General features: G+C 71.8%; 17 protein-coding genes. 9 read left to right on the top strand and 8 right to left on the bottom strand.

What is annotated here, in order from left to right; translation table 11 throughout:
- Positions 1–24 precede the first annotated feature (24 nt).
- Entirely contained in the window at positions 25–957 is a 933-nt protein-coding gene (locus ICW72_RS08630) for a hydrogen peroxide-inducible genes activator (RefSeq protein WP_191085820.1), read from the bottom strand.
- A 76-nt stretch (positions 958–1,033) separates the two neighbouring features.
- Between ICW72_RS08630 and ICW72_RS08625 the strand changes: the two genes are divergently transcribed.
- The 4 genes from ICW72_RS08625 to ICW72_RS08610 all read left to right on the top strand — a co-directional run bounded on the left by ICW72_RS08625 (position 1,034) and on the right by ICW72_RS08610 (position 4,670).
- The gene (locus ICW72_RS08625; protein ID WP_191085819.1) at positions 1,034–1,657 is read left to right on the top strand and encodes a class I SAM-dependent DNA methyltransferase; all 624 of its coding nucleotides are present in this window, start codon (positions 1,034–1,036) and stop codon (positions 1,655–1,657) included.
- Between the two features lie 110 nt (positions 1,658–1,767).
- Positions 1,768–2,757, top strand: a complete 990-nt coding sequence (locus tag ICW72_RS08620) for a catalase (RefSeq protein ID WP_191085818.1) — start codon at positions 1,768–1,770, stop codon at positions 2,755–2,757.
- 94 nt (positions 2,758–2,851) lie between these two features.
- On the top strand, positions 2,852–3,556 hold the full coding sequence (locus tag ICW72_RS08615) for a DUF1194 domain-containing protein (protein WP_191085817.1): 705 nt from the start codon (positions 2,852–2,854) through the stop codon (positions 3,554–3,556).
- Between the two features lie 55 nt (positions 3,557–3,611).
- A complete protein-coding gene (locus ICW72_RS08610) occupies positions 3,612–4,670 on the top strand; it encodes a hypothetical protein (protein WP_191085816.1) in 1,059 nt (352 codons plus the stop codon).
- 102 nt (positions 4,671–4,772) lie between these two features.
- On the opposite strand, the gene ICW72_RS08605 is transcribed toward ICW72_RS08610, so the two are convergent.
- The 5 genes from ICW72_RS08605 to ICW72_RS08585 all read right to left on the bottom strand — a co-directional run bounded on the left by ICW72_RS08605 (position 4,773) and on the right by ICW72_RS08585 (position 9,443).
- Positions 4,773–5,741, bottom strand: a complete 969-nt coding sequence (locus tag ICW72_RS08605; RefSeq protein ID WP_191085815.1) for a Bug family tripartite tricarboxylate transporter substrate binding protein — start codon at positions 5,739–5,741, stop codon at positions 4,773–4,775.
- 118 nt (positions 5,742–5,859) lie between these two features.
- Positions 5,860–6,675, bottom strand: a complete 816-nt coding sequence (locus tag ICW72_RS08600) for a TIGR00282 family metallophosphoesterase (RefSeq protein ID WP_191085814.1) — start codon at positions 6,673–6,675, stop codon at positions 5,860–5,862.
- 85 nt (positions 6,676–6,760) lie between these two features.
- Positions 6,761–8,272 carry an ABC1 kinase family protein gene (locus ICW72_RS08595; protein ID WP_191085813.1) on the bottom strand — a complete coding sequence of 504 codons (1,512 nt, stop codon included), beginning with the start codon at positions 8,270–8,272 and terminating at the stop codon, positions 6,761–6,763.
- 7 nt (positions 8,273–8,279) lie between these two features.
- Positions 8,280–8,831 (bottom strand): DUF4334 domain-containing protein, encoded by a 552-nt coding sequence (locus ICW72_RS08590; protein WP_191085812.1) that lies wholly within the window; start codon positions 8,829–8,831, stop codon positions 8,280–8,282.
- 60 nt (positions 8,832–8,891) lie between these two features.
- Positions 8,892–9,443: a 5-formyltetrahydrofolate cyclo-ligase gene (locus ICW72_RS08585; protein WP_191085811.1), complete on the bottom strand. Its 552-nt coding sequence runs from the start codon at positions 9,441–9,443 to the stop codon at positions 8,892–8,894.
- Positions 9,444–9,599: 156 nt separating this feature from the next.
- Here ICW72_RS08585 and ICW72_RS08580 point away from each other — a divergent pair, with 156 nt between their 5' ends.
- The gene (locus ICW72_RS08580; protein ID WP_191085810.1) at positions 9,600–10,532 is read left to right on the top strand and encodes a 3-hydroxyacyl-CoA dehydrogenase family protein; all 933 of its coding nucleotides are present in this window, start codon (positions 9,600–9,602) and stop codon (positions 10,530–10,532) included.
- Positions 10,533–10,611: 79 nt separating this feature from the next.
- Positions 10,612–11,583 (top strand): tripartite tricarboxylate transporter substrate binding protein, encoded by a 972-nt coding sequence (locus ICW72_RS08575; protein WP_191085809.1) that lies wholly within the window; start codon positions 10,612–10,614, stop codon positions 11,581–11,583.
- 27 nt (positions 11,584–11,610) lie between these two features.
- Here the strand turns inward: ICW72_RS08575 and ICW72_RS08570 are convergent, their stop codons facing one another.
- Entirely contained in the window at positions 11,611–12,045 is a 435-nt protein-coding gene (locus ICW72_RS08570) for a hypothetical protein (RefSeq protein ID WP_191085808.1), read from the bottom strand.
- Positions 12,046–12,542: 497 nt separating this feature from the next.
- Between ICW72_RS08570 and ICW72_RS08565 the strand changes: the two genes are divergently transcribed.
- Positions 12,543–14,747, top strand: coding sequence for a TonB-dependent receptor (locus ICW72_RS08565; protein ID WP_191085807.1), 2,205 nt, complete (start codon positions 12,543–12,545; stop codon positions 14,745–14,747).
- Positions 14,748–14,751: 4 nt separating this feature from the next.
- Entirely contained in the window at positions 14,752–15,435 is a 684-nt protein-coding gene (locus tag ICW72_RS08560; protein WP_191085806.1) for a Fe2+-dependent dioxygenase, read from the top strand.
- Positions 15,436–15,441: 6 nt separating this feature from the next.
- Here ICW72_RS08560 and ICW72_RS08555 read toward each other — a convergent pair whose 3' ends face one another.
- Positions 15,442–16,740: an LLM class flavin-dependent oxidoreductase gene (locus ICW72_RS08555; protein ID WP_191085805.1), complete on the bottom strand. Its 1,299-nt coding sequence runs from the start codon at positions 16,738–16,740 to the stop codon at positions 15,442–15,444.
- 241 nt (positions 16,741–16,981) lie between these two features.
- On the opposite strand from ICW72_RS08555, the gene ICW72_RS08550 reads away from it, so the two are divergent.
- Positions 16,982–18,565, top strand: a complete 1,584-nt coding sequence (locus ICW72_RS08550) for an ABC transporter substrate-binding protein (protein WP_191085804.1) — start codon at positions 16,982–16,984, stop codon at positions 18,563–18,565.
- The last annotated feature ends 5 nt before the right edge of the window (positions 18,566–18,570 follow it).

The raw sequence follows: 18,570 nt of genomic DNA, 5'->3' as shown, positions 1-18,570 counted from the left end.
CTCCGGCGCTCCCGCCTTCGCGGATCAGACGCCGGCGGCCGGTTCCAGCCGCTGCGCGATGGCCCGCGCCAGGTCGCGGAAGGCGCCCGCGCGGGGGCTGCGCGGCCGCCAGGCCAGGGCGAGGGTGCGGGCCGGCACGGCCTCGCCCGCCGCATCCGCCACCAAGGGGCGCAGCACCAGCTCCGTGCCCGCCAGCACGCCGCCCTCCGCGGCCAGGCGCGGCAGCAGCGTGACGCCCAGGCCGCCGGCCACCATCTGCACCAGCGTGTGCAGTGAGGTGGCGGCGAAGCCCTCATGGGCGCTGAGGCCACGCGGCAGGCCGCAGGCCTCCTGCGCCTGGGCGCGCAGGCAATGGCCATCCTCCAGCAGCAGCACCGTCTCGGCGGCCAGGGCGCAGAGCCGCACCTCGGGCTGGGAGGCCAGCCGGTGGCCGGGGGGCAGGGCCAGCAGGAAGGGGTCGCGGCCGATGGGCTCCACCTCCGCCGCCGCGCAGTCGCAGGGCAGGGCGAGCAGCAACAGGTCGAGCTTGCCGGCGTCGAGCTGGGCCATCAGCCGCTCGGTCATGTCCTCGCGCAGGTAGAGCTTCAAGCGCGGGAAGGCGGCGCGCAGCGCGGGCATCAGCCGCGGCAGCAGGAAGGGGCCGATGGTCGGGATCACGCCCAGGCGCAGTGGCCCGGAGAGCGGGTCGCGCCCCGCCGAAGCGCTTTCCGCCACCGCCTCGAGTGCCGCCAGCGCCACGCGGGCGCGTGCCACCACCTCCAGCCCCGTGGGCGTGAAGACGGGGCGCTTCGAGGCCCCGCGCTCGATCAGCGCGGCGTCGAGCTGCCGTTCCAGCGCCAGCAGCCCGGCGGAGAGCGTGGATTGCGTCACCGCGCAGGCCGCCGCCGCGCGCCCGAAATGCCCGTGCTCGGCCAAGGCGGTCAGGTAGCGAAGCTGCTGTGGCGAAGGGAGGATCATCTCCCCCACCCATGATCCCGCGATGCAGCATCGGTCAAGCGTGCGCGCGGGGCGTATCCGGGGCAGGCTGCGCCGCATGGACCCTGTCGCACGCGACTACGACGCCCTCGCCTCCGCCTACCGGCGCGAGGTTTCGGGCGAACTGGCGCACAAGCCCATGGACCGCGAATGGCTGCGGGGTTTCGCCCGCGCCATGGCCGGGCGCGGCCTGGTGGGAGATGCGGGCTGCGGCCCAGGCCACGTCACGGCCTTTTTGGCGGAAGAAGGCGCGGAGGTGCTGGGCCTCGACCTCTCGCCCGGCATGGTGGAGGCCGCCCGTGCCGCCCATCCCGGGCTGCGCTTCGAGGTGGGGGACCTGCGGGCGCTCGACGCGGCGCCGGGTCGCTTCGCTGGGCTGCTCGCCATGTATTCGCTGATCCATCTGGAAGGTTCGGACCTGCCGCGCGCGCTCGCCGCCTGCCATGCCGCGCTGCGGCCAGGCGGGCAGTTCCGCGCCGCGGTCCATCTGGGCGAGGGCGTGCTGCGGCCGGGGCGGATGTGGGGCGTGGAGGTGGGGCTGGGCTTCCGCCTCTTCGCCCCCGGCGAATTGGAGGCGGCGCTGCGGGCGGCGGGCTTCACCCTGGTCGAGAGCCGGGCCCGCCCGCCGGTGGAAGGCCATGAATACCCCTCGCGGCGCGGCTATGTGATCGCCCAGCGCTGAGCCACCGGAAAGCTGGCAATCCGTCGGCGGCCCGTTCTAGCCTTCCTGCAATCACAAGGTCGGGGCGTGCCCTTCCGGGGGCGCGACACCCGTCCAGGGAGGAACGAGACATGGCGCAGCGCCCCTTGCCGGCGATGCCCCGGCGCGGCCCCGCCGCACCCGCCGCGCGGGGCCGGTTGGTCGTGACCGGCGACATCACCTGCCTCACCCGCGCGCGGCTGTTCGCGGAACGGGGGAAGGCCACCCCGCTCTGGCTGCGGCTGCCCGCCGAGGGGGAGGCGGTGTTCCCGCCGGCGCCACTCACGCTGACGCTGCACACCGAGGATGGCCCCTGGGAATTGCCGCTGCGCCGCCTGCCGGTGGAATTCCTGCGCCGCCCGGACCAGCGCGCCGCCATGGGCGAGGCCGTGACCCAAGGCCCGGCGGCGCTGTGGGAATTCTGCGCGCACCACCCGCCGACGCTGCACGCCATCCTGCACGGCTTCGCCGATGCCGCCTGGCCGCGGTCCTGGCGCGCCGCGCCCTTCTTCGGTGCCGAGGCCTATGCGCTGGAGCGCGACGGGCGCCAGCTCTGGTGCCGGCTGCACCTGGTGCCCTTGCAGGGGGAAGGGCCCGCCGAGGGGCTGGACCCGCGCGCCCTGTTCGGCGCCTTGACCCCCGAGGCGCCCGCGCGCTGGCGGCTCTGCGTGCAGATCATGTCCGAGGCCGAGGCGCGTGAGGCCCCCTTCGACGCCTTCGACGCGACGCGCCTCTGGCCCAGCGTGCGCTGGCCGCTGATCGAGGTGGGAATCGTCGCGCTGGAGGGGCGGCTGGACATCGCGCCCCGCCTGGCCGCCCGGCCTGCCTTGCCCGGCATGGCCCTGGCACCGCGCGCGCCACGGCGGCCCGGCGCGGGGGAGCCGCCCGCCGGCGCCTTCTACCGCGGGCTGGAGGGCGCCGAACGCGCAAGGCTGATGGACCGCCTGGCCGCCGCCCTGCACGGCCTGCCGGAGGCGACCACGCGCCGGCTGCTGGACCTCTTCACCGCGGCGGATGCCGAACTGGGCGCGGGGCTGCTGCGCCGCCTGCGGCCGCGCCCCTTCCTGCGGGCGGCCGAGTAGCGCGCGCCACAACCCATGGCTGCGGTGCCGAATAAGCTTGCACCTCGCGCCCCGGTTTCGCTTCCATGACGCTTGATCGAATGGAGGCCTGCCCATGCACCGGCGTTCCCTTCTCACGACCGGCGCGGCCCTGGCCGTGCCCGCGGCGGCCCCGCCCCGCCCCGCCCGCGCCGCCGAACCCGTGGATGTGCTGCTGGTGCTGGCCGTGGATGTCTCGCGCTCGATTGACGAGGAGGAGGCCCGGCTGCAACGCGAGGGCTACCGCGAGGCGCTGGGCGACCCGCGCGTGGTGGAGGCCATCGGCCGCGGCATGATCGGCGCCATCGCCGTCGCCTATGTCGAATGGGCGGGCATCGAGTACCAGCGCCTGATCCTGCCCTGGGCACGCATCGCGAGCCAGGCCGACGCCGACCGCTGGGTGGACGCGCTGGCCGAGGCGCCGCGCAACTCCATTTCCTGGACCTCGATCTCGGGCGCGATCGACTTCTCGCGCCGCGTGCTGGCCGAGGCGCCCTTCGAGGGCACGCGCCGCGTCATTGATGTCTCGGGCGACGGGGTGAACAATTCCGGGCGCCCCTCGGAACTGGCGCGGGACGAGGCGGTGGCCGAGGGCATCGTCATCAACGGCCTGCCCATCGTGAACGACCGGCCCACCTTCGGCCGGATGCCGCCCATGCCTCTGGACCAGTATTTCGCGCAGAACGTCATCGGCGGCCCCGGCGCCTTCATGATCGTGGCCGAGGATTTCAACGTCTTCGCCCAGGCCGTGCGCCGCAAGCTGATCCGCGAGATCGCCTGAGCCCCGCATGGGGCTTCGGCTTGACGGCGCGCGGGCGGCGGCCGGATATGGCGGCATGGACGCAGAGACCGGCGCCGGCGCGCCCCCCCGGCTGAGCCGTTCCCTCGTGCGCTGGACCTACCGCTTCGCGCTGGGCCGCGAGCCCGAGAGCGAGTCCGTGCTGGCCGCCTGGGCCGGCAGCGACGATTTCACCGGCCTGCGCGAAGGCGTGCTGAGCAGCTCCGAATTCGTCTCTCATGCGCTGGGCGGCTTCGTGGAGCGCGGCGGCTGGACGCTCGGCCCCGTGACGCCCGAGGCGGTGGCCGCGCTGCTGGCGCTGCGCGATGGCGTGCAGCCGGCACCCGACGCCGTGGAAGCGGTCCGCGCCGCCTGCCCGGATTTGCGCCGCCTGCGCCGCCTGTTGCTGGAGGCGCCGGAAATCCTGGCCCGGCTGCCCGCTTTGCCAGCGCCCGCGGAGCGCGCCTTGCACCTTGCGGGCCGCAGCTTCACCCTCCGCGCCCTCGGCATGCCCGATTTCCCTGGCGCGGCGCCGCTGTTGGCGCGGCTGCTGCGGGCCGCCCTGCCCGAAGGCGGTGAGGGCGCCGTGATCCTGGATGATGGCGCGGGCATCGGGTTGTCGCTGCTGGGCCTTGCCGCCGGCGCGCCGGGCCACGCCGCGCTGCTGGGCTTCGAGGCCGACCTGCACGCGGCCGCGCTGCTCTCGGCCCATATCGCGGCCAATGACCTTCCGCGCGCCCGCGCCCTGGCCGTGCCGCTGGATGACCCCGAGGCGCTGCTGGCGCGGGAAGGGCTCTCGCGCCTCGACGTGCTGCGCCTGGCGGGGCCGGGGGTGGGCGCGCGGCTGGCCGCCTGGGCGCCCGCCCTGGCCGCGCGCGGCACGCTGCTGGTGGTGGAATTCGACCTGGCCGAGGCGTTGGCCGACCCCGCCACCCATCCCCGCGCCGTGGTCGAGGCCTGGCGCGCGCTCTACCCCCACGCCACCGCCTTCACGCCGGAAGGCGAGGCCTATGGGCTGGAGGAGGAGGGCGCCGTCACCCGCTTCCTTCTGGGGGCGCTGGCGCGGCCCGCCACCCTGGTGCTTTCCACCGATTCCGGCTGGCGGGCGGGTCTCTAGAGCATGCTGCGTTCACATGCGTTCACGCAGCCTGCTCTCACCTTTGTTGAGAGCGGGATTCAGCGTTCTCGGTGATTCCACCTCAACGCATCCCGCTCTAGCTCACCCCGCCGCCCGGATCACCGGCGTCCAGCGCGCCTGCTCGGCCGCCACCCAGCCCGCGAGTTGCGGCTGGGCCACGCCCTCCGCACGCACGAAGGCGGCCGCGTTCATGCGGTTCACGATGTCGGCTTCGTCCAGGATGGTGTTGATGGCCGCGTGCAGCCGCTCCGCGATGGCGGGGGAGAGGCCGGCGGGGCCGCACAGCATGAACCAGTTCAGGCTGACCACATTGGGGAAGCCCGCCTCGGCCGCGGTGGGCACGTCGGGCAGCGTCGCGGCGCGGGTGGCGGAGGAGACGGCGAGGCCGCGCAGCGTGCCGCCCCGCACCGCCGCCACATTGCCCGCCGCCGTGTCCCACAGCGAGATGGTGGTGTTGCCCAGCACGGCCGCCTGCGCCTCGGGCGCGCCGCGGAAGGGCACATGGACCATGCGCGCATCCGCCTGCATGCCGAACAGCGTGCCCGTCAAATGCCCCATGGAGCCGATGCCCGAGGAGCCGAAATTCATCGCCTCCGGCGCGCGGCGGGCGGCGGCGGCGTATTCCGCGAGGTTCGTGATGGGGCTGTCGGCCTTGACCGCGCAGAGGATGGGCGCGCCGGCCATGAGCGAGATGTAGGTGAAGCTGCGCGCGCTGTCATAGGCGAAGGCACCGCCCGACTGCATCTGCGGCAGCAGGACCAGGGGGCCGGGGGTGGTCACCAGCAGCGAATAGCCATCGGCCGGCTGGTTGGCCGCGAAGCCCACGCCCACCGCGCCGCCGCCGCCCGCGCGGTTGTCCACCGTGAAGGGCTGGTTGAACATCTGCTCCAGGCGCTGGGCCACCGGCCGCACCATGATGTCGGAGGCGCCGCCGGCCGTGAACGGGATCGTGATGCGGACGGGCCGCGTGGGCCAGGCCGGCTGGGCGGCGACGAGGGCGGGGGCGGCCAGCAGAGGCGCGGCGGCCAGGAGGGTGCGACGGTTCATCATGCGCCCGGCCTTGCAAAAAGCGTGCAAGCGGCCCGGGGCGATACGATGCGCGGATTTCGCGCCGCCGCCCCGCACAGCCCGCCCAGCGCGGCGGCAGGCTGCGCGCCGGCTGGGCAGTTCAGACGGCGGGCATGATGGGGCTGAGGCGCCCGCCCATCCGCAGCGGCTCCACCCGCCGCGCGAGCCCCGTGGCGTCCTGGGTTTCCACGAAGAGGCCGCACAGCGTGGCCTCGCCCTCGGCGGGTGCGAGGCGCTCGCCGGGCATCTTGCGCCAGAAGCGCAGCGAGGCGCCGCCCTTTCCCATGCCGATCACGCTGTCATAGTCGCCGCACATGCCCGCATCGGTCTGGTAGGCCGTGCCGCCGGGCAGGATCTGGTGGTCGGCGGTCGGCACATGGGTGTGGGTGCCGACGACGAGGCTGGCCAGCCCGTCGAAGGAATGGCCGAAGGCCTGCTTCTCGCTCGTCGCCTCGGCATGCACGTCAATGATGGCGGCCTGGATGGTCTGGCCGAGCTTGTGCTTCGCCAGCTCCGCCTGGACGGCGCGGAAGGGGTCGTCCAACGGGTCCATGAAGAGGCGGCCCATCACGTTCACCACCAAAGCGCGGCGGTTGCCCGGCACCTCCACCACCACCGCCCCCTGGCCCGGCGTGCCGGGGGGGAAGTTGATGGGGCGGATCACGCGGCGTTCCTCCTCCAGATAGGGAATGATCTCACGCCGGTCCCAGGCGTGGTTGCCGAGCGTGATGACGTCCGCGCCGGCGGCCAGGAAGGCGCGCGCCATGTCGGGGGCGAGGCCGAAGCCGTGGCTGGCGTTCTCGCCATTCACCACCACGAGGTCGAGCGCCAGCCTGGCGCGCAGGCCCGGCAATTCACGCACCAGCGCATCGCGCCCCGAACGGCCCACCACATCGCCGAGGAAGAGCAGCCTCATGCGCGGAGGCCGGTGGCGGGGGCGGGTCTGGAAGCGGGCATGCGGTGTTCTGGCCGCCGCCCGCGGGCCGCGCAAGAGCGTGCCGTCATCGCAGGAAAATGGCCGCGGCCAGCAGCGCCGTGCCGGCCAGGATGGCGCCCGCGATCCAGCGCCCCGCCGCGCGGATGGCGTCGGGCTGCACCGAGGGCGGGGCGGGCTCTGCCTCCAGCCGCCGCAGCAGGGCCCGCAGCAGGCGCGGCGCGTCCTCGCTGACCCGCCCCAGCTCCCAGAGCAGGGATTGCAGGATGGGCCACCAGCGCTCCGGCGAGAGGCGCGCGCGGGCGATCCGCAGCGTGGCGCGGCGCATGGCGTCGGACAGGTCGAAGCCTGGCGCGATGCGCGTCACCACGCCATCCAGCGTCACCATCGCCTTGAAGGCCAGCAGCAGGTCGGGCGGGAGGGTGACGCCCTCCTCGCGCAGCAGGGGCAGGAAATCGGCCACCATGTCGCTCAGCACCACCCGGCCGCCGCCATGGCGTGCCACCAGCCGGTCCGCCACCGCGCGCAACCGGGCGCGCGGCACCTCCCCGCCCTCCGACCAGGCGGCGAGCACATCGGCCAGCAGCGCGGGGTCGCCGGCCGCGAGGGATTGCACGAAGCCGATGAACTCCTCCCGCCGCTTGGGCGAGACATGGCCGATCATGCCCATGTCCAGCAGCGCGATGCGGTTGCCGGGCAGGCAGAGCATGTTTCCCGGGTGCGGGTCGCCGTGAAAGCGGCCATGGATCAGCACCATGTCCAGCACGATGTCGGCGCCCAGCGCGGCGATGGATTCAGGGTCAATTCCGGCCGCGCGCAGCGTGTCGCCATCGCGCGGCGGGATGCCGGCGATGTGGTCCATCACCAGAAGCGTCTCGGAGGTCCAGGCCCAATGGATCTCGGGCAGCACCACGCGCGCATCGCCCGCGAAATCGGCGCGCAGGCGATCGGCGTTGCGGCCTTCCTGGGTGAAATCCAGTTCGGCCAGGATCGCGTCGGCCAATTGGCGCGTCATGCCGACGGGGCCGAAGCGGCGGGCCTCGGCGCTGGTGGCTTCCAGCGCGGCGGCGAGCTGCGCCATCAGCCGCAGGTCGGATTCGATGCGCGGGCGGATGCCGGGGCGGCGGATCTTCAGCACCACCTCCCGCCCGTCGTGCAGCGTGGCGCGATGCACCTGCGCCATGGAGGCGGCGGCCAGCGGCGTGGTGTCCACAGTGGCGAAGGCCTCTTCCGGCGGCTGGCCCAGCGCCTCCTCCACGGCCGGGCGCAGTTCCTCGAAGGGCAGGGTGGGGGCGTGGCTGTGCAGCCGCTCCAGCTCATTCGTCCATTCGGGGGGCAGCAGGTCGCCCCGCATGGCGAGGATCTGGCCGAGCTTCACATAGGTGGGCCCCAGCGCCTCCAGCGCGAGGCGCGTGCGGACGGGCAGGCTTCGCGTCTCCCCCGGCGCCCCCTCCGCCGCCGCGCCGCGTTCCAGGCCCAGCCGCGCCAGCAGCACGCCCAGCCCGAAGCGCGAGGCGATGCCCACCACCTCCTGCAACCGCGCGCGGTCGCGCCGCGAAAGCAGCAGCGTGCCGATCATGGCGTGGTCACAGGTCGAGCCTGGGGCCGCCCTCGTCGCGTTCCAGCACGAAGGCGTAGGGGTGGGGCATGCCGCGCATGTCCATCAGGCCGAGCATCGTGTTCGCGTCCACGCGGGCGAAGTGGTCCATGACGGGGATCTGGTCGTAGATCATGGTCGCGGTCGGGCGGCCGCGATATTCCACCATCCGCAGCCGCGCCCGGGGTTCGCGCGTCCGCAGCAGCAGGCGCGAGGCCGCGACCACCCGCGACAGCCGCGCCGCCCGCGGCACCCATCCCGCCAGCGACAATGGCAGTCGGCCGGGGTCCATCGCGAAGACCTCCGTGCGGTCCTGGTTGTGCATGAGCAGGGGGTGGACCTCCTCCGCGCTGGCGAAGAGCTTGCCATACCAGCCCGAGGCTTCCAGCAACCCGTCCATGGGATGGCCGGTCGTGATCTCGAAGCCTTTCCAGCGGCCCTGCATCTCCTCGACGGCGACGGGCGCCAGCGCGTCGAAGAGGGCGGGCAGCGCGGCGGGCGTGGCGTGGCGCTCGCGCAGAATCTCGGCGATGTCCGGCATGGGGTGTCTCCTGGCTGCCCTCCATCAAGCCTGGCCTGGCGGGTGGGTTGCAGCCGGCGGTCACGCCCCGGTTCGCAGCAGCCCCGCCTCGGTGGCGATGGCCGGCAGGCGGATGTCGTGCGGGCCGGTGGGCAGCTGCGGCACCTCCTGGAAGGCATAGGCGATGCCGATGGCCGTGGCGCGCGGCAGCGCGGCCAGGGTGCGGTCGTAATAGCCGCCGCCATAGCCGAGCCTGGCGCCCGTGCGGTCGAAGGCCAGCAGCGGCACGGCCAGCCAGTCGGGCGTGAGGGTGGCGCCCTCCTCCGGGAATTGCGTGCCGAGCGGGCCGCGCGCCATGGCCGCGCCCGGCGCCCAGGCGCGGAATTGCAAAGGCTGCCCGCGCGGCGGCGTCACGGGCAGGGCGATGGCATGGCCGCGCGCGTGGAGCGCCTCCAGCAGCGGACGGATGTCGGGCTCGCTGCCCATGGGCCAGAAGCCCGCCACCACGGCGCCGGGGGGCGGGGGCGCCTCGGCCAGGATATGGGCCGTGATGCGCGCGCCCAGCGCCGGGTCCGCGCTGGCGCGGCGGGCCATGGCCTCGCGGCGCAGGGCGGATTTGGCGGCGTCCATCATCGGCCCGCGCCCCGCCGGCGGTGCGCGTTTCCAGGGAAGCGTTTCATGACCATGCGGCGAGGCTGCCGCAAAGCCCCGCGCCCCGGCAAGGCCAGGGCGGATTTCCGGGAAACGGCCACCCTGGTCCAAGCTGTTCCCATCCAAGGGGAGCGAAACATGCCTGAACGATCCTTGCCGCCCGGACATGCGGTGGTGCTGGGCCTTGGCCTGATGGGCTGCGACATCGCGGCGATCTTCCTGGCCGGCGGCTGGCGCGTGACGGCGGTGGAACCGCGCGAGGCCGTCTGGCCCGCGGCGCGCGAGCGCATGGCGCGCGCCGTCGCGCAGCTGGGCGGCGCGGCGGCCGAGGCGCAGATCGTGGCCGCGCCCGAGGGGGTGGACTACAGCGACGCGGGTGTGGTGATCGAGGCGGTGCCGGAGAACCTCGCCATCAAGCGCGACCTTTTCGCGCGGCTGGACAAGCTGGTGCCGGCGGGCGTGCCCGTGGCCACCAACGCCTCGGGGCTGCGCATCACCGACATCGCGGCCGGCTGCGCCACACAGTCGCGCATGGCCAATTTGCACTTCTTCCTGCCCGCGCACCTCGTGCCCGGGGTGGAGGTGGTGCGCGGCGAACACACGGACCAAGCGGTGTGCGAACGCCTCGCCGCCATCATGGCGGCGCTTGGCCGCAAGCCCATCATGGTGGCGCGCGACGTGCCGGGCTTCCTCGCCAACCGCCTCCAGCACGCGATGATGCGCGAGGCCTTCGCCGCGATCGAGGAGGGCCTCGCCTCCGCCGATGATGTGGACGCGGCGGTGCGCTACACCTTCGGCTTCCGCTACATCGCGGGCGGGCCGATCTTGCAGAAGGAATTGGCGGGGCTGGAGACGCAGCTCGCGGCGGCCAGTTCCATCTACCCTTCGCTCAACACCTCGCCCGAGCCTTCGCCGGGGCTGCGCCGCCTGGTGGAGGCGGGCCATTACGGCGCCAAGACCGGCCAGGGCTTCCGCGAATGGCCGCCCGCGCGCGTGGCGCGGGAGCAGGCGCGCTACGAGAAGGCGCTCCAGGCCGCACTCCACGTGCTGCGCGAGGCCGATGCGGATTGATGCAAACACGGCGCGGCTTGGCCTTGGCGGACAAGCGGGGATAGCATCCGGGCAACGACAACGAACCGGAGGAAACACGATGATCACTCGCCGCCAACTGGCGGGCGCGGGCATTGGCCTGCTCGCCGCCCCCGCCGCGCTCCGCGCCCAGCCCGCCTGGCCCACCGAGAAGCCCATCCAGGCCATCGTGCCCTATCCGCCCGGGGGCGGCGTGGACGTGATGACGCGCCTCGTCCTGCCGGTGGTGGAGAAGCACCTGCCCGGCGCGCGCTTCGTGGTTCAGAACCGCGCCGGCGCGGGCGGGCAGATCGGCTTCGAGGCGAGCTTCAATTCCGCCCCGGACGGCTACACCATCGGCGCCGTCGCCGTGCCCGCCATCAACACCATCCCGCGCGAGCGGGCCGCGCGCTACCGTCCGATGGACTACACCTTCCTGGCCAATGTGGTGGACGACCCGAACACCATCTTCGTGCCGCCCAACTCGCCTTTCCGCACGGTGGATGACCTGGTGCAGGCCGCCCGCGCGCGGCCGGGGCGCATCAACTACGGCACGACGGGCGTGGGTTCGGACGACCATATCCTCATGCTCGCCTTGCAGGCCCAGGCGCGGCTGGAACCGCTGGAGCACGTGCCCTTCGCCGGCGCCGCCCCCCTGCTGGCGCAGGTGCTGGGCGGGCATATCGAGGTGGGCGTGGGCAATGTCGCCGAAATCCTGGGCCCGATGCGCGAAGGCCGCGTGCGCGCGCTGGGCCAGGCGGCGGCCGAGCGCTGGTCCGCGGCACCCGACTTGCCGACCTTCCGCGAGCAGGGCTTCGACCTGGTGGCGGGTTCGGCCCGAGGCATCATCGCACCCCCCGGCCTGCCGGATGCCATCCGCCTGCGGCTGGAACAGGGCTTCCGCGCCGCCCTGGCCGACCCGGACTTCCTGCGCGACGCGGCCCGCGCCTCGCTGCCGCTGCGCATCGCCATCGGCGCCGACTACCGCCAGCTGGTGCAGGAGGTGGACAACCGCGTGCAGGAGCTGTGGCAGATCAGGCCCTGGGGGCAGTGAGCGACCGGGGCATCTCGCCCCTCCACCCTACTGGACGATGACGCGGATGAAGTAGCTCTGCGTCTGTCCCATTTCGCTCTCGCTCGTCGGGGTCTGGGTGCGCAGCGCCTGCATCCGGTTGCCGCCCCGAGGGCTGAAATTGGCGCGCGCCGCCGCCGAGACGGTGGGCGTGCCATCTTCCCGCGCGCCCACGATCTGCACGAAGACCTCGCGCGCCGCCTCATCCTGCCGCGTGGCGGAGACGGTGAAGAGATGGGTGCGGAGCGCGTCCTCCGCGGGGCTGGCCCGGCCGGCGCGCTCCTCGGCATAGACCATGAAATTGTTGACCCGCATCCCGCCGCCGGAAAGGTCCAGGTGTTCGAGATCCGACGAGGCGACGCGCCGCCAGCCGCTGTCATAGAGCTGGGCGAAGGCGAGCGATGGCGCGAGCGCGAGGGCAAGGCCAAAGAGCATGGCGCGCATGGATGGTCTCTCCTCAGTCATGTTGAGGAAAGGATAGGCGCTGATAAATGACTGTCAAACCATGCCGGGTTTAAATCAATCAAGAGTAAGTATATCCTGAAAAAGTCACGGACATGTTGTGGTTGAGTTACGCGTGTGGCCGTGATGTCGGCATTTTGTTCTGTGCGCGCCGGCATCTCGGGATGACGTGCACCATGCGGGCGTACAGGATCTAGCCGGGTTTGGGCTTGGCCCGACCCGTCCGCCGCCTTCCTTGCAGATGGCCTCGCCTGCTCGCGGGGATGTCTTGTCCCAACGCTCCCCCTATCCGCGACCAACGATGGACCGGCATCGACGTGCCTTCAGCAACCCTGTCGATGAGCCGCGGCAAGCTTCAGCGACGATTGCTTCACGGTCTCCGGCCACGTTGACCCATTGGCAAGCCGCAATTAAGAATGACTCGCACTCGCATAAAGGGGCCCGGAGCCATGCAAGAGTCGACACGCGCAACGGGTGGCATGGCCGCCATCGCCAGCTTGAGCCTGGGCGCGGCCATGGTGGGCGGCTTCGCCCTGGCCCAGACGCCATCGCCCGCCATGTCCATCCCCGAGGTCGCGATCGAGGCCGGCACGGCCAATGCCCCCCTGCGCGCGCCCACGGGCAATCCGCGCCAGCCCGGCACGGTGCGCGACGTGCCACAGACCATCACCGTCGTGCCGCAGCAGGTGCTGCGCGAGCAGAATGTCACCACGCTGGACCAGGCGCTGCGCAACGTGCCGGGCATCACCTCCACCATCGGCGAGGGCAATGGCGGCGTCAGCGGCGACCAGTTCCGCATCCGCGGCTTCTCGGCCCAGAACGACGTGCTGATGGATGGCTTGCGCGACTTCGGCTCCTACCAGCGCGACGCCTTCACCTATGAGGATGTGCAGGTGCTGAAGGGGGCCGGGGGCCTCGCCATCGGCACCAGCGCCATCGGCGGCGGCATCAATGTGAACAGCCGCATGCCCAGCCTCACCAACCGCGCCGCCTTCGCGATGACGGGCGGCATGGGGCCCTATGGTCGCTTCACCGCCGATGTGAACCGCGCGATCAGCGACACCGCCGCCATGCGCCTCAACCTGATGGGCCAGCACAGCAGCCTGGTGGGCCGCGACGGGCAGGACACGCGGCGCTGGGGCATCGCGCCCTCCATCGCCTTCGGCATCGGCACGCCCACCACCTTCTCGCTGGAATACCTGCACTATGAGGACCGGCGGATCGTGGACAGCGGCATGCCCATCGTCTTCTCGGGGCCGGGGGCCATCGGGCGCCCCGCCTCGGAATACGGCGTGCGGCGCGGCAACTGGTATGGCATCCAGAATGACCGCGACGATGTGACGGTGGATCGGCTGACCGCTCGCTTCCAGCACCGCTTCGACAACGGCATCACCTTCAACAACGACACGCGGCTGATGCGGGTGGACCGCACCACCGCGCTGACGGCCGTGAGCTGCCCTGGCGGAACGACGGCGACGGCCTACGCCAGCAGCTGTTCGGGTCAGTTCTTCCGCGGGTTGAACCCGGTGCTGACCTATGGCGGCGGCAGCAACGCGCCCTTCCAGCAGATCAACCGCGCCATCCAGAACGTCACCAGTGTGACGGCGCGCTTCAACACCGGCCCCTTCCGCCACGAACTGGTCGCCGGCGTGGACGTGGCCCATGAGGTGGTGGAGCGTCGCGCCTTCCCCTATGCGTCGGCGCGGCCCTCCGTGCGACTGCTGAGCGCCTTCACCAACAATGAGCTGACCCTGGAGACGGGCCCGGCGAACAATCTGCGCGAGACGGTCTCCACCAATCTCGGCCTCTTCGTGAATGAGCGGCTGTGGCTGCTGCCCACCCTGTCGGTGTTCGGCGGCGTCCGCTGGACGCATTTCGACCTGGACTACCGCGCGGGCACGCCGGGGGCCGCGCCCACCACCGCCATCAACATCCGGGAGAACTACCTCGACCCGCGCATGGGCGTGATCTTCGAGCCGACGCCGGCGCAGACCTACTACTACTCCTACTCGACCTCCACGACGCCGCCCGGCACCTTCTTCACGACATTCCCGGCCAGTGCCGCCAACTTCAACGCCGGCTTCCAGCCGGAGCGCAACACCACGCACGAGATCGGCGCGCGGTTCGAGCTGTTCAACGGCCGTCTCGGCCTCAGCGGCGCGCTGTTCCAGTCGGAGAAGGGCAATGCGCTGGTGCAGGACGCGGCGGACCCGACCTCGCTGATCCAGACCGGCGACCGCCAGCGCGTGCGCGGGGTGGAGCTGGGCGTGGCGGGGCGCATCACGCCCGCCTGGTCCGTCCAGGCGGCCTACAGCTACATGGACAGCGAGACGACGCGCTCCACCACGCCCGCCAATGTCGGCCGGCGCGTGCAGTATGTGCCCACGCACGCGGCCTCGCTCTGGACCACCTATGACATCGCGCCGGGCGAGCGGTGGAACCTGACCCTCGGCGGCGGCGTCACCTGGCGCGACCAGGTTTTCCTGACGGCCGACAACACGGCCGAGGTCCCCGCCAACTTCACCTTCGACGCCATGGTGCAGCACCGCGTGCACGAGAACCTGACGGTGCGCGTGAACGGCTACAACCTGACCGACCGCCGCAACTACGACGCGCTGTTCGGCAACCGGGCGACCGTCGCGGCGGGGCGCACCGTGCTGGTCACGGTGGCGGCGGAGTTCTGAGCGCGTGCTGGTCCTGATCCCCCAATTGCTGACTCAAGCGGAGGTGGCGTATTGCCGCGAAAGGCTGGAGGCCGCGCCGTGGATCGACGGCAAGGCCACGGCCGGGCAGCAATCCGCGAAGGCGAAGTTCAACCTGCAAGTGCCGCAGGATTCACCTGAGTGCCGGGAGCTGGGGGAGCTTGTGCTGCGCGCGCTCGGCCGCAACGCGCTCTTCGCCACGGCGGCCCTGCCGCTGAAGGTCTTCCCACCCCTGTTCAACCGCTATGACGAGGGGATGACCTTCCACGCGCATGTGGACAACGCCATCCGCCCGGTGCCCGGCACCGGGCAGCGCATCCGCACCGATGTCTCCTCCACCCTCTTCCTCTCGCCGCCCGACAGCTATGACGGGGGCGAGCTGGTGATCCACGACACCTATGGCCGGCACGAGGTGAAGCCCGAGGCGGGCGACATGGTGGTCTATCCCGCCACCAGCCTGCACAGCGTGAACCCCGTCACCCGCGGCAGCCGCTGGGCCTCCTTCTTCTGGACGCAGTCCATGGTGAAGGAGGATGCGACGCGCGCGCTGCTCTACGAGATGGACATGGGCATCATCGCCCTGCGGCGGGACCTGGCGGACGACCATCCGGGCGTGCTGGCCATGACCGCGGCCTATCACAACCTGCTGCGGCACTTCGTCGAGATGTGACGCGCATCACACCGCGGGCCGCGCCAGGCCCAGATGGTCGCGCAGCGTGCGCCCCGTGTAGTCATGTCGGAACAGCCCGCGTGATTGCAGGATGGGCACCACCTGGTCCACGAAATCGTCGAAGCCGCCGGGGAAATAGGGCGGCAGGATGTTGAAGCCGTCCGCGGCATCGGCCTCGAACCATTCCTGCAAGGTGTCGGCCACCTGGGTGGGCGTGCCGCACACCACCCAATGGCCGCGCGCCGCGCCGGTCAAATTGTGCAGGTCGCGCCAGGTCATCTTCTCGCGCCGGGCCTTGGAGAGCATGGCGCGGGCGAAGCCGTGCGAGGTGTCGGGCAGGGGCAAGTCGGGCACCAGATCGTCCATGGCGAAGCCCGAGACATCCATGCCCAGCCGGTTCTTGAGCATGGTGGCCGCGTTGTCGCCGGTGACGAAGCTCTGCAGCGTGTTGAGCTTGTCGCGCGCCTCGGCCTCGGTGGCGCCCAGCACGGGCATGACGCCGGGCAGCAGCGCCACCTCCCGCCCCTCGCGGCCGAAATCTCCCATGCGGGATTTCAGCGCGGCCCAGGCGACGCGCGCCTCGCCCAGATCCTGCACCACCGAGAACACCACATCTGCCGTGCGCGCGGCAAGCGCGAGGCCCGGTGGCGAGGAACCCGCCTGGATGATGACAGGCCGCCCCTGCGGCGAGCGGCTGGCGTTCAACGGGCCCTTCACCTGGAAGAAGCGGCCCTTGTGGTCCAGCGTCCGCACCTTGGATGGGTCCACGTAGAGGCCCGTTTCGCGGTCCGCCACCACGGCGTCGTCATCCCAGCAATCCCAGAGGCCGCGCACCACGTCCACGAACTCCTCCGCCACCTCGTAGCGGGCGTCATGGCGCGGGTGCTCGCGGCCGAAATTGGGACCGGCGCCCGGCTCACTGCTGGTGACGGCATTCCACGCCGCGCGGCCGGAGGTGAGATGGTCCAGCGAGGCGAATTGCCGCGCCAGGTTGTAGGGCTCGTTGTAGGTGGTGCTGGCGGTGCCGCCGAGGCCCACATGCGTCGTGGTGCCGGCCAGCGCGGCCAGCATGGTCAGCGGCTCGAAGCGCACGAGGAAGGAAGGGTGCGCGCCCATCTGCGCCGAAAGCCCGTCGCCCACGAAGAGCAGGTCGAACTTCCCGCGCTCGGCCGTGCGGGCGATCTGCTGCACGACATCGAGGCGCACGAAGCTGTCGGCGGCACCCGGATAGCGCCAGCCCGCGATGTGGTTGCCGGTGCCGAGGACGAAGACGCCCAGATGCATCTGCCGGTGTGTGCTGGACATGCTTTCCCCGCCTGCCTGACGATGTGCCGATCATGCCGCCGGCGGGCCGGTGCGGCTGCCCGGGGGCATGGGCAAGACCTCGGGCGTCCGCACAGGAAATGCCCAAATGAAAGTCGGTTGGTGCGGGTTTCGCCTCGCGTGCGGGCAGATGTCCTGATGGTAAGCATATGCGCCGGGCGCGGGCCGTTGTGCGCCTCTCGGGCATCGCTTCAACTTCCCTCCGGAAGATGAGGGACGCCCCATGATGCACCGTCTGCTCCGCTGCGCGCGCCTTGTGCTGCTTCTCGCCGCCGCGCCCCTGATGGCCAGCGCGCAGACCGCGCCGCGCCCCCTCGTCTGGGGTGACACCCTGCCGGCCACGCTCGACCCGCACGCCATCTTCGACGTGCCGAGCCAGTTCATTCTGCTGAACGTCTATGACGGGCTGTACCGCTACCAGGGCAACCCGCCGCGCCTGGAGCCCTGGCTCGCGGAATCGCACACCGTCTCCGCGGATGGGCTGACCTGGGAGTTCACGCTGCGCGCCGGGGCGAAGTTCCACGATGGCAGCGAGATCACGGCCGAGGACGTGGTCTATTCCTTCCGCCGCCTGCTGGCCATGCGCCGCGCGCCGGCCGCCGCCTTCACGCCCGTGCTGACGGCCGAGGCGGTGACGGCGGTGAACCCCCGCACCGTGCGCTTCGTGTTGAGCCGCCCCTACGCGCCCTTCCTCTCCGCACTGCCGCTGGTGGCGGTGGTGAACCCGCGCGTGCTCTCGCAGCACGTGGCGGGGGATGACTGGGGCAGCGCCTGGCTCGCCGCCAACAGCGCGGGCTCGGGGGCCTATCGCGTGAACGCCACCAACTACCAGCCGCGCGTCTCGCTGGACCTGGAGCGCTTCCCCGAGCATTTCAGCGGCTTCGCCGGCAACCCGCGGCCCATAGAGGCGGTGCGCGTGCGCCCCGTGCTCGAAACCTCCACCCGCGTGCTGGCGCTGCTGCGCGGCGAGATTGACGCCACCGACAGCTACCTGCCCGCCGACCAGGTGGAGCGCGTGGACCGCAACCCCGGCACGCGCGTGGCGCGCGACGAGAGCATGCGCGTCTTCGTCATCCGCATGAACAACCAGCGCCCGCCCTTCGACAACCACGACGTGCGGCTCTGCCTCGCCCATGCCTTCAACTATGAGGGTTTCAACAATGTGGTGCTGCGCGGCTTCGTCGCGCGCAACGCGGGGCCGAACCCCAACAACCTCTGGGGCAACCCCGAGAACCTGGCGCCCTACGCCTTCGACCTGGCCCGCGCCCGCACCCATTGCGACCGCGCGCGGGCGGCGGGCGTGGACCTCTCCCGGCCCCTCGAGATCCATGTGCAGAACGAGCTGCAGCAGACCACCCAGGCCGCGCAGCTTTTCCAGTCCGACCTGCGGCGCATCGGCATCAACCTGCGCATCGTGCCCAACACCTGGCCCAACATCACCAGCGCCACGGCGCGCGCCGAGACCACGCCGGACATGTGGATCCACTGGGTCTCGACCTACTTCGTGGACCCGGAGAACTGGATCGGCCAGATGTATGACAGCCAGTTCCACGGCACCTGGAAGGCCTCCTCCTGGTACAGCAATCCGCGCGTGGACACGCTGCTGCGCGCCGCGCGCGAGAGCCTCAGCCAGGAGGAACGCCAGCGCCTCTATGCCGAGGCGACGGCGCTGGTGGTGGCGGACAGCCCGGACATCTGGGTCTACAACACCGTGAACCTGCGCGGCCTCTCGCGCCGCGTCTCGGGCTACAGCTTCTCGCCCGTCGGCTCGGGTGGCGAGGTGCGGCTGATGTCGCTGGAGAATTGAGGGCA

This window comes from Roseococcus microcysteis (genome assembly GCF_014764365.1).
Classification (GTDB): domain Bacteria; phylum Pseudomonadota; class Alphaproteobacteria; order Acetobacterales; family Acetobacteraceae; genus Roseococcus; species Roseococcus microcysteis.
Note: the sequence above shows the minus strand (reverse complement) of the source record. Positions and strands in the feature narration are given on the sequence as shown.

Excerpts from the sequence above, each read along its gene's own strand:
- ICW72_RS08630 (WP_191085820.1), bottom strand. The coding sequence starts at position 957 with ATGATCCTCCCTTCGCCACAGCAGCTTCGCTACCTGACCGCCTTGGCC.
- ICW72_RS08600 (WP_191085814.1), bottom strand. The coding sequence starts at position 6,675 with ATGAGGCTGCTCTTCCTCGGCGATGTGGTGGGCCGTTCGGGGCGCGAT.
- ICW72_RS08555 (WP_191085805.1), bottom strand. The coding sequence starts at position 16,740 with ATGTCCAGCACACACCGGCAGATGCATCTGGGCGTCTTCGTCCTCGGC.
- ICW72_RS08570 (WP_191085808.1), bottom strand. The coding sequence starts at position 12,045 with ATGCGCGCCATGCTCTTTGGCCTTGCCCTCGCGCTCGCGCCATCGCTC.
- ICW72_RS08590 (WP_191085812.1), bottom strand. The coding sequence starts at position 8,831 with ATGCCGGACATCGCCGAGATTCTGCGCGAGCGCCACGCCACGCCCGCC.
- ICW72_RS08575 (WP_191085809.1), top strand. The coding sequence starts at position 10,612 with ATGATCACTCGCCGCCAACTGGCGGGCGCGGGCATTGGCCTGCTCGCC.
- ICW72_RS08610 (WP_191085816.1), top strand. The coding sequence starts at position 3,612 with ATGGACGCAGAGACCGGCGCCGGCGCGCCCCCCCGGCTGAGCCGTTCC.
- ICW72_RS08605 (WP_191085815.1), bottom strand. The coding sequence starts at position 5,741 with ATGATGAACCGTCGCACCCTCCTGGCCGCCGCGCCTCTGCTGGCCGCC.
- ICW72_RS08615 (WP_191085817.1), top strand. The coding sequence starts at position 2,852 with ATGCACCGGCGTTCCCTTCTCACGACCGGCGCGGCCCTGGCCGTGCCC.
- ICW72_RS08565 (WP_191085807.1), top strand. The coding sequence starts at position 12,543 with ATGGCCGCCATCGCCAGCTTGAGCCTGGGCGCGGCCATGGTGGGCGGC.
- ICW72_RS08550 (WP_191085804.1), top strand. The coding sequence starts at position 16,982 with ATGATGCACCGTCTGCTCCGCTGCGCGCGCCTTGTGCTGCTTCTCGCC.
- ICW72_RS08620 (WP_191085818.1), top strand. The coding sequence starts at position 1,768 with ATGGCGCAGCGCCCCTTGCCGGCGATGCCCCGGCGCGGCCCCGCCGCA.
- ICW72_RS08580 (WP_191085810.1), top strand. The coding sequence starts at position 9,600 with ATGCCTGAACGATCCTTGCCGCCCGGACATGCGGTGGTGCTGGGCCTT.
- ICW72_RS08595 (WP_191085813.1), bottom strand. The coding sequence starts at position 8,272 with ATGATCGGCACGCTGCTGCTTTCGCGGCGCGACCGCGCGCGGTTGCAG.
- ICW72_RS08585 (WP_191085811.1), bottom strand. The coding sequence starts at position 9,443 with ATGATGGACGCCGCCAAATCCGCCCTGCGCCGCGAGGCCATGGCCCGC.
- ICW72_RS08625 (WP_191085819.1), top strand. The coding sequence starts at position 1,034 with ATGGACCCTGTCGCACGCGACTACGACGCCCTCGCCTCCGCCTACCGG.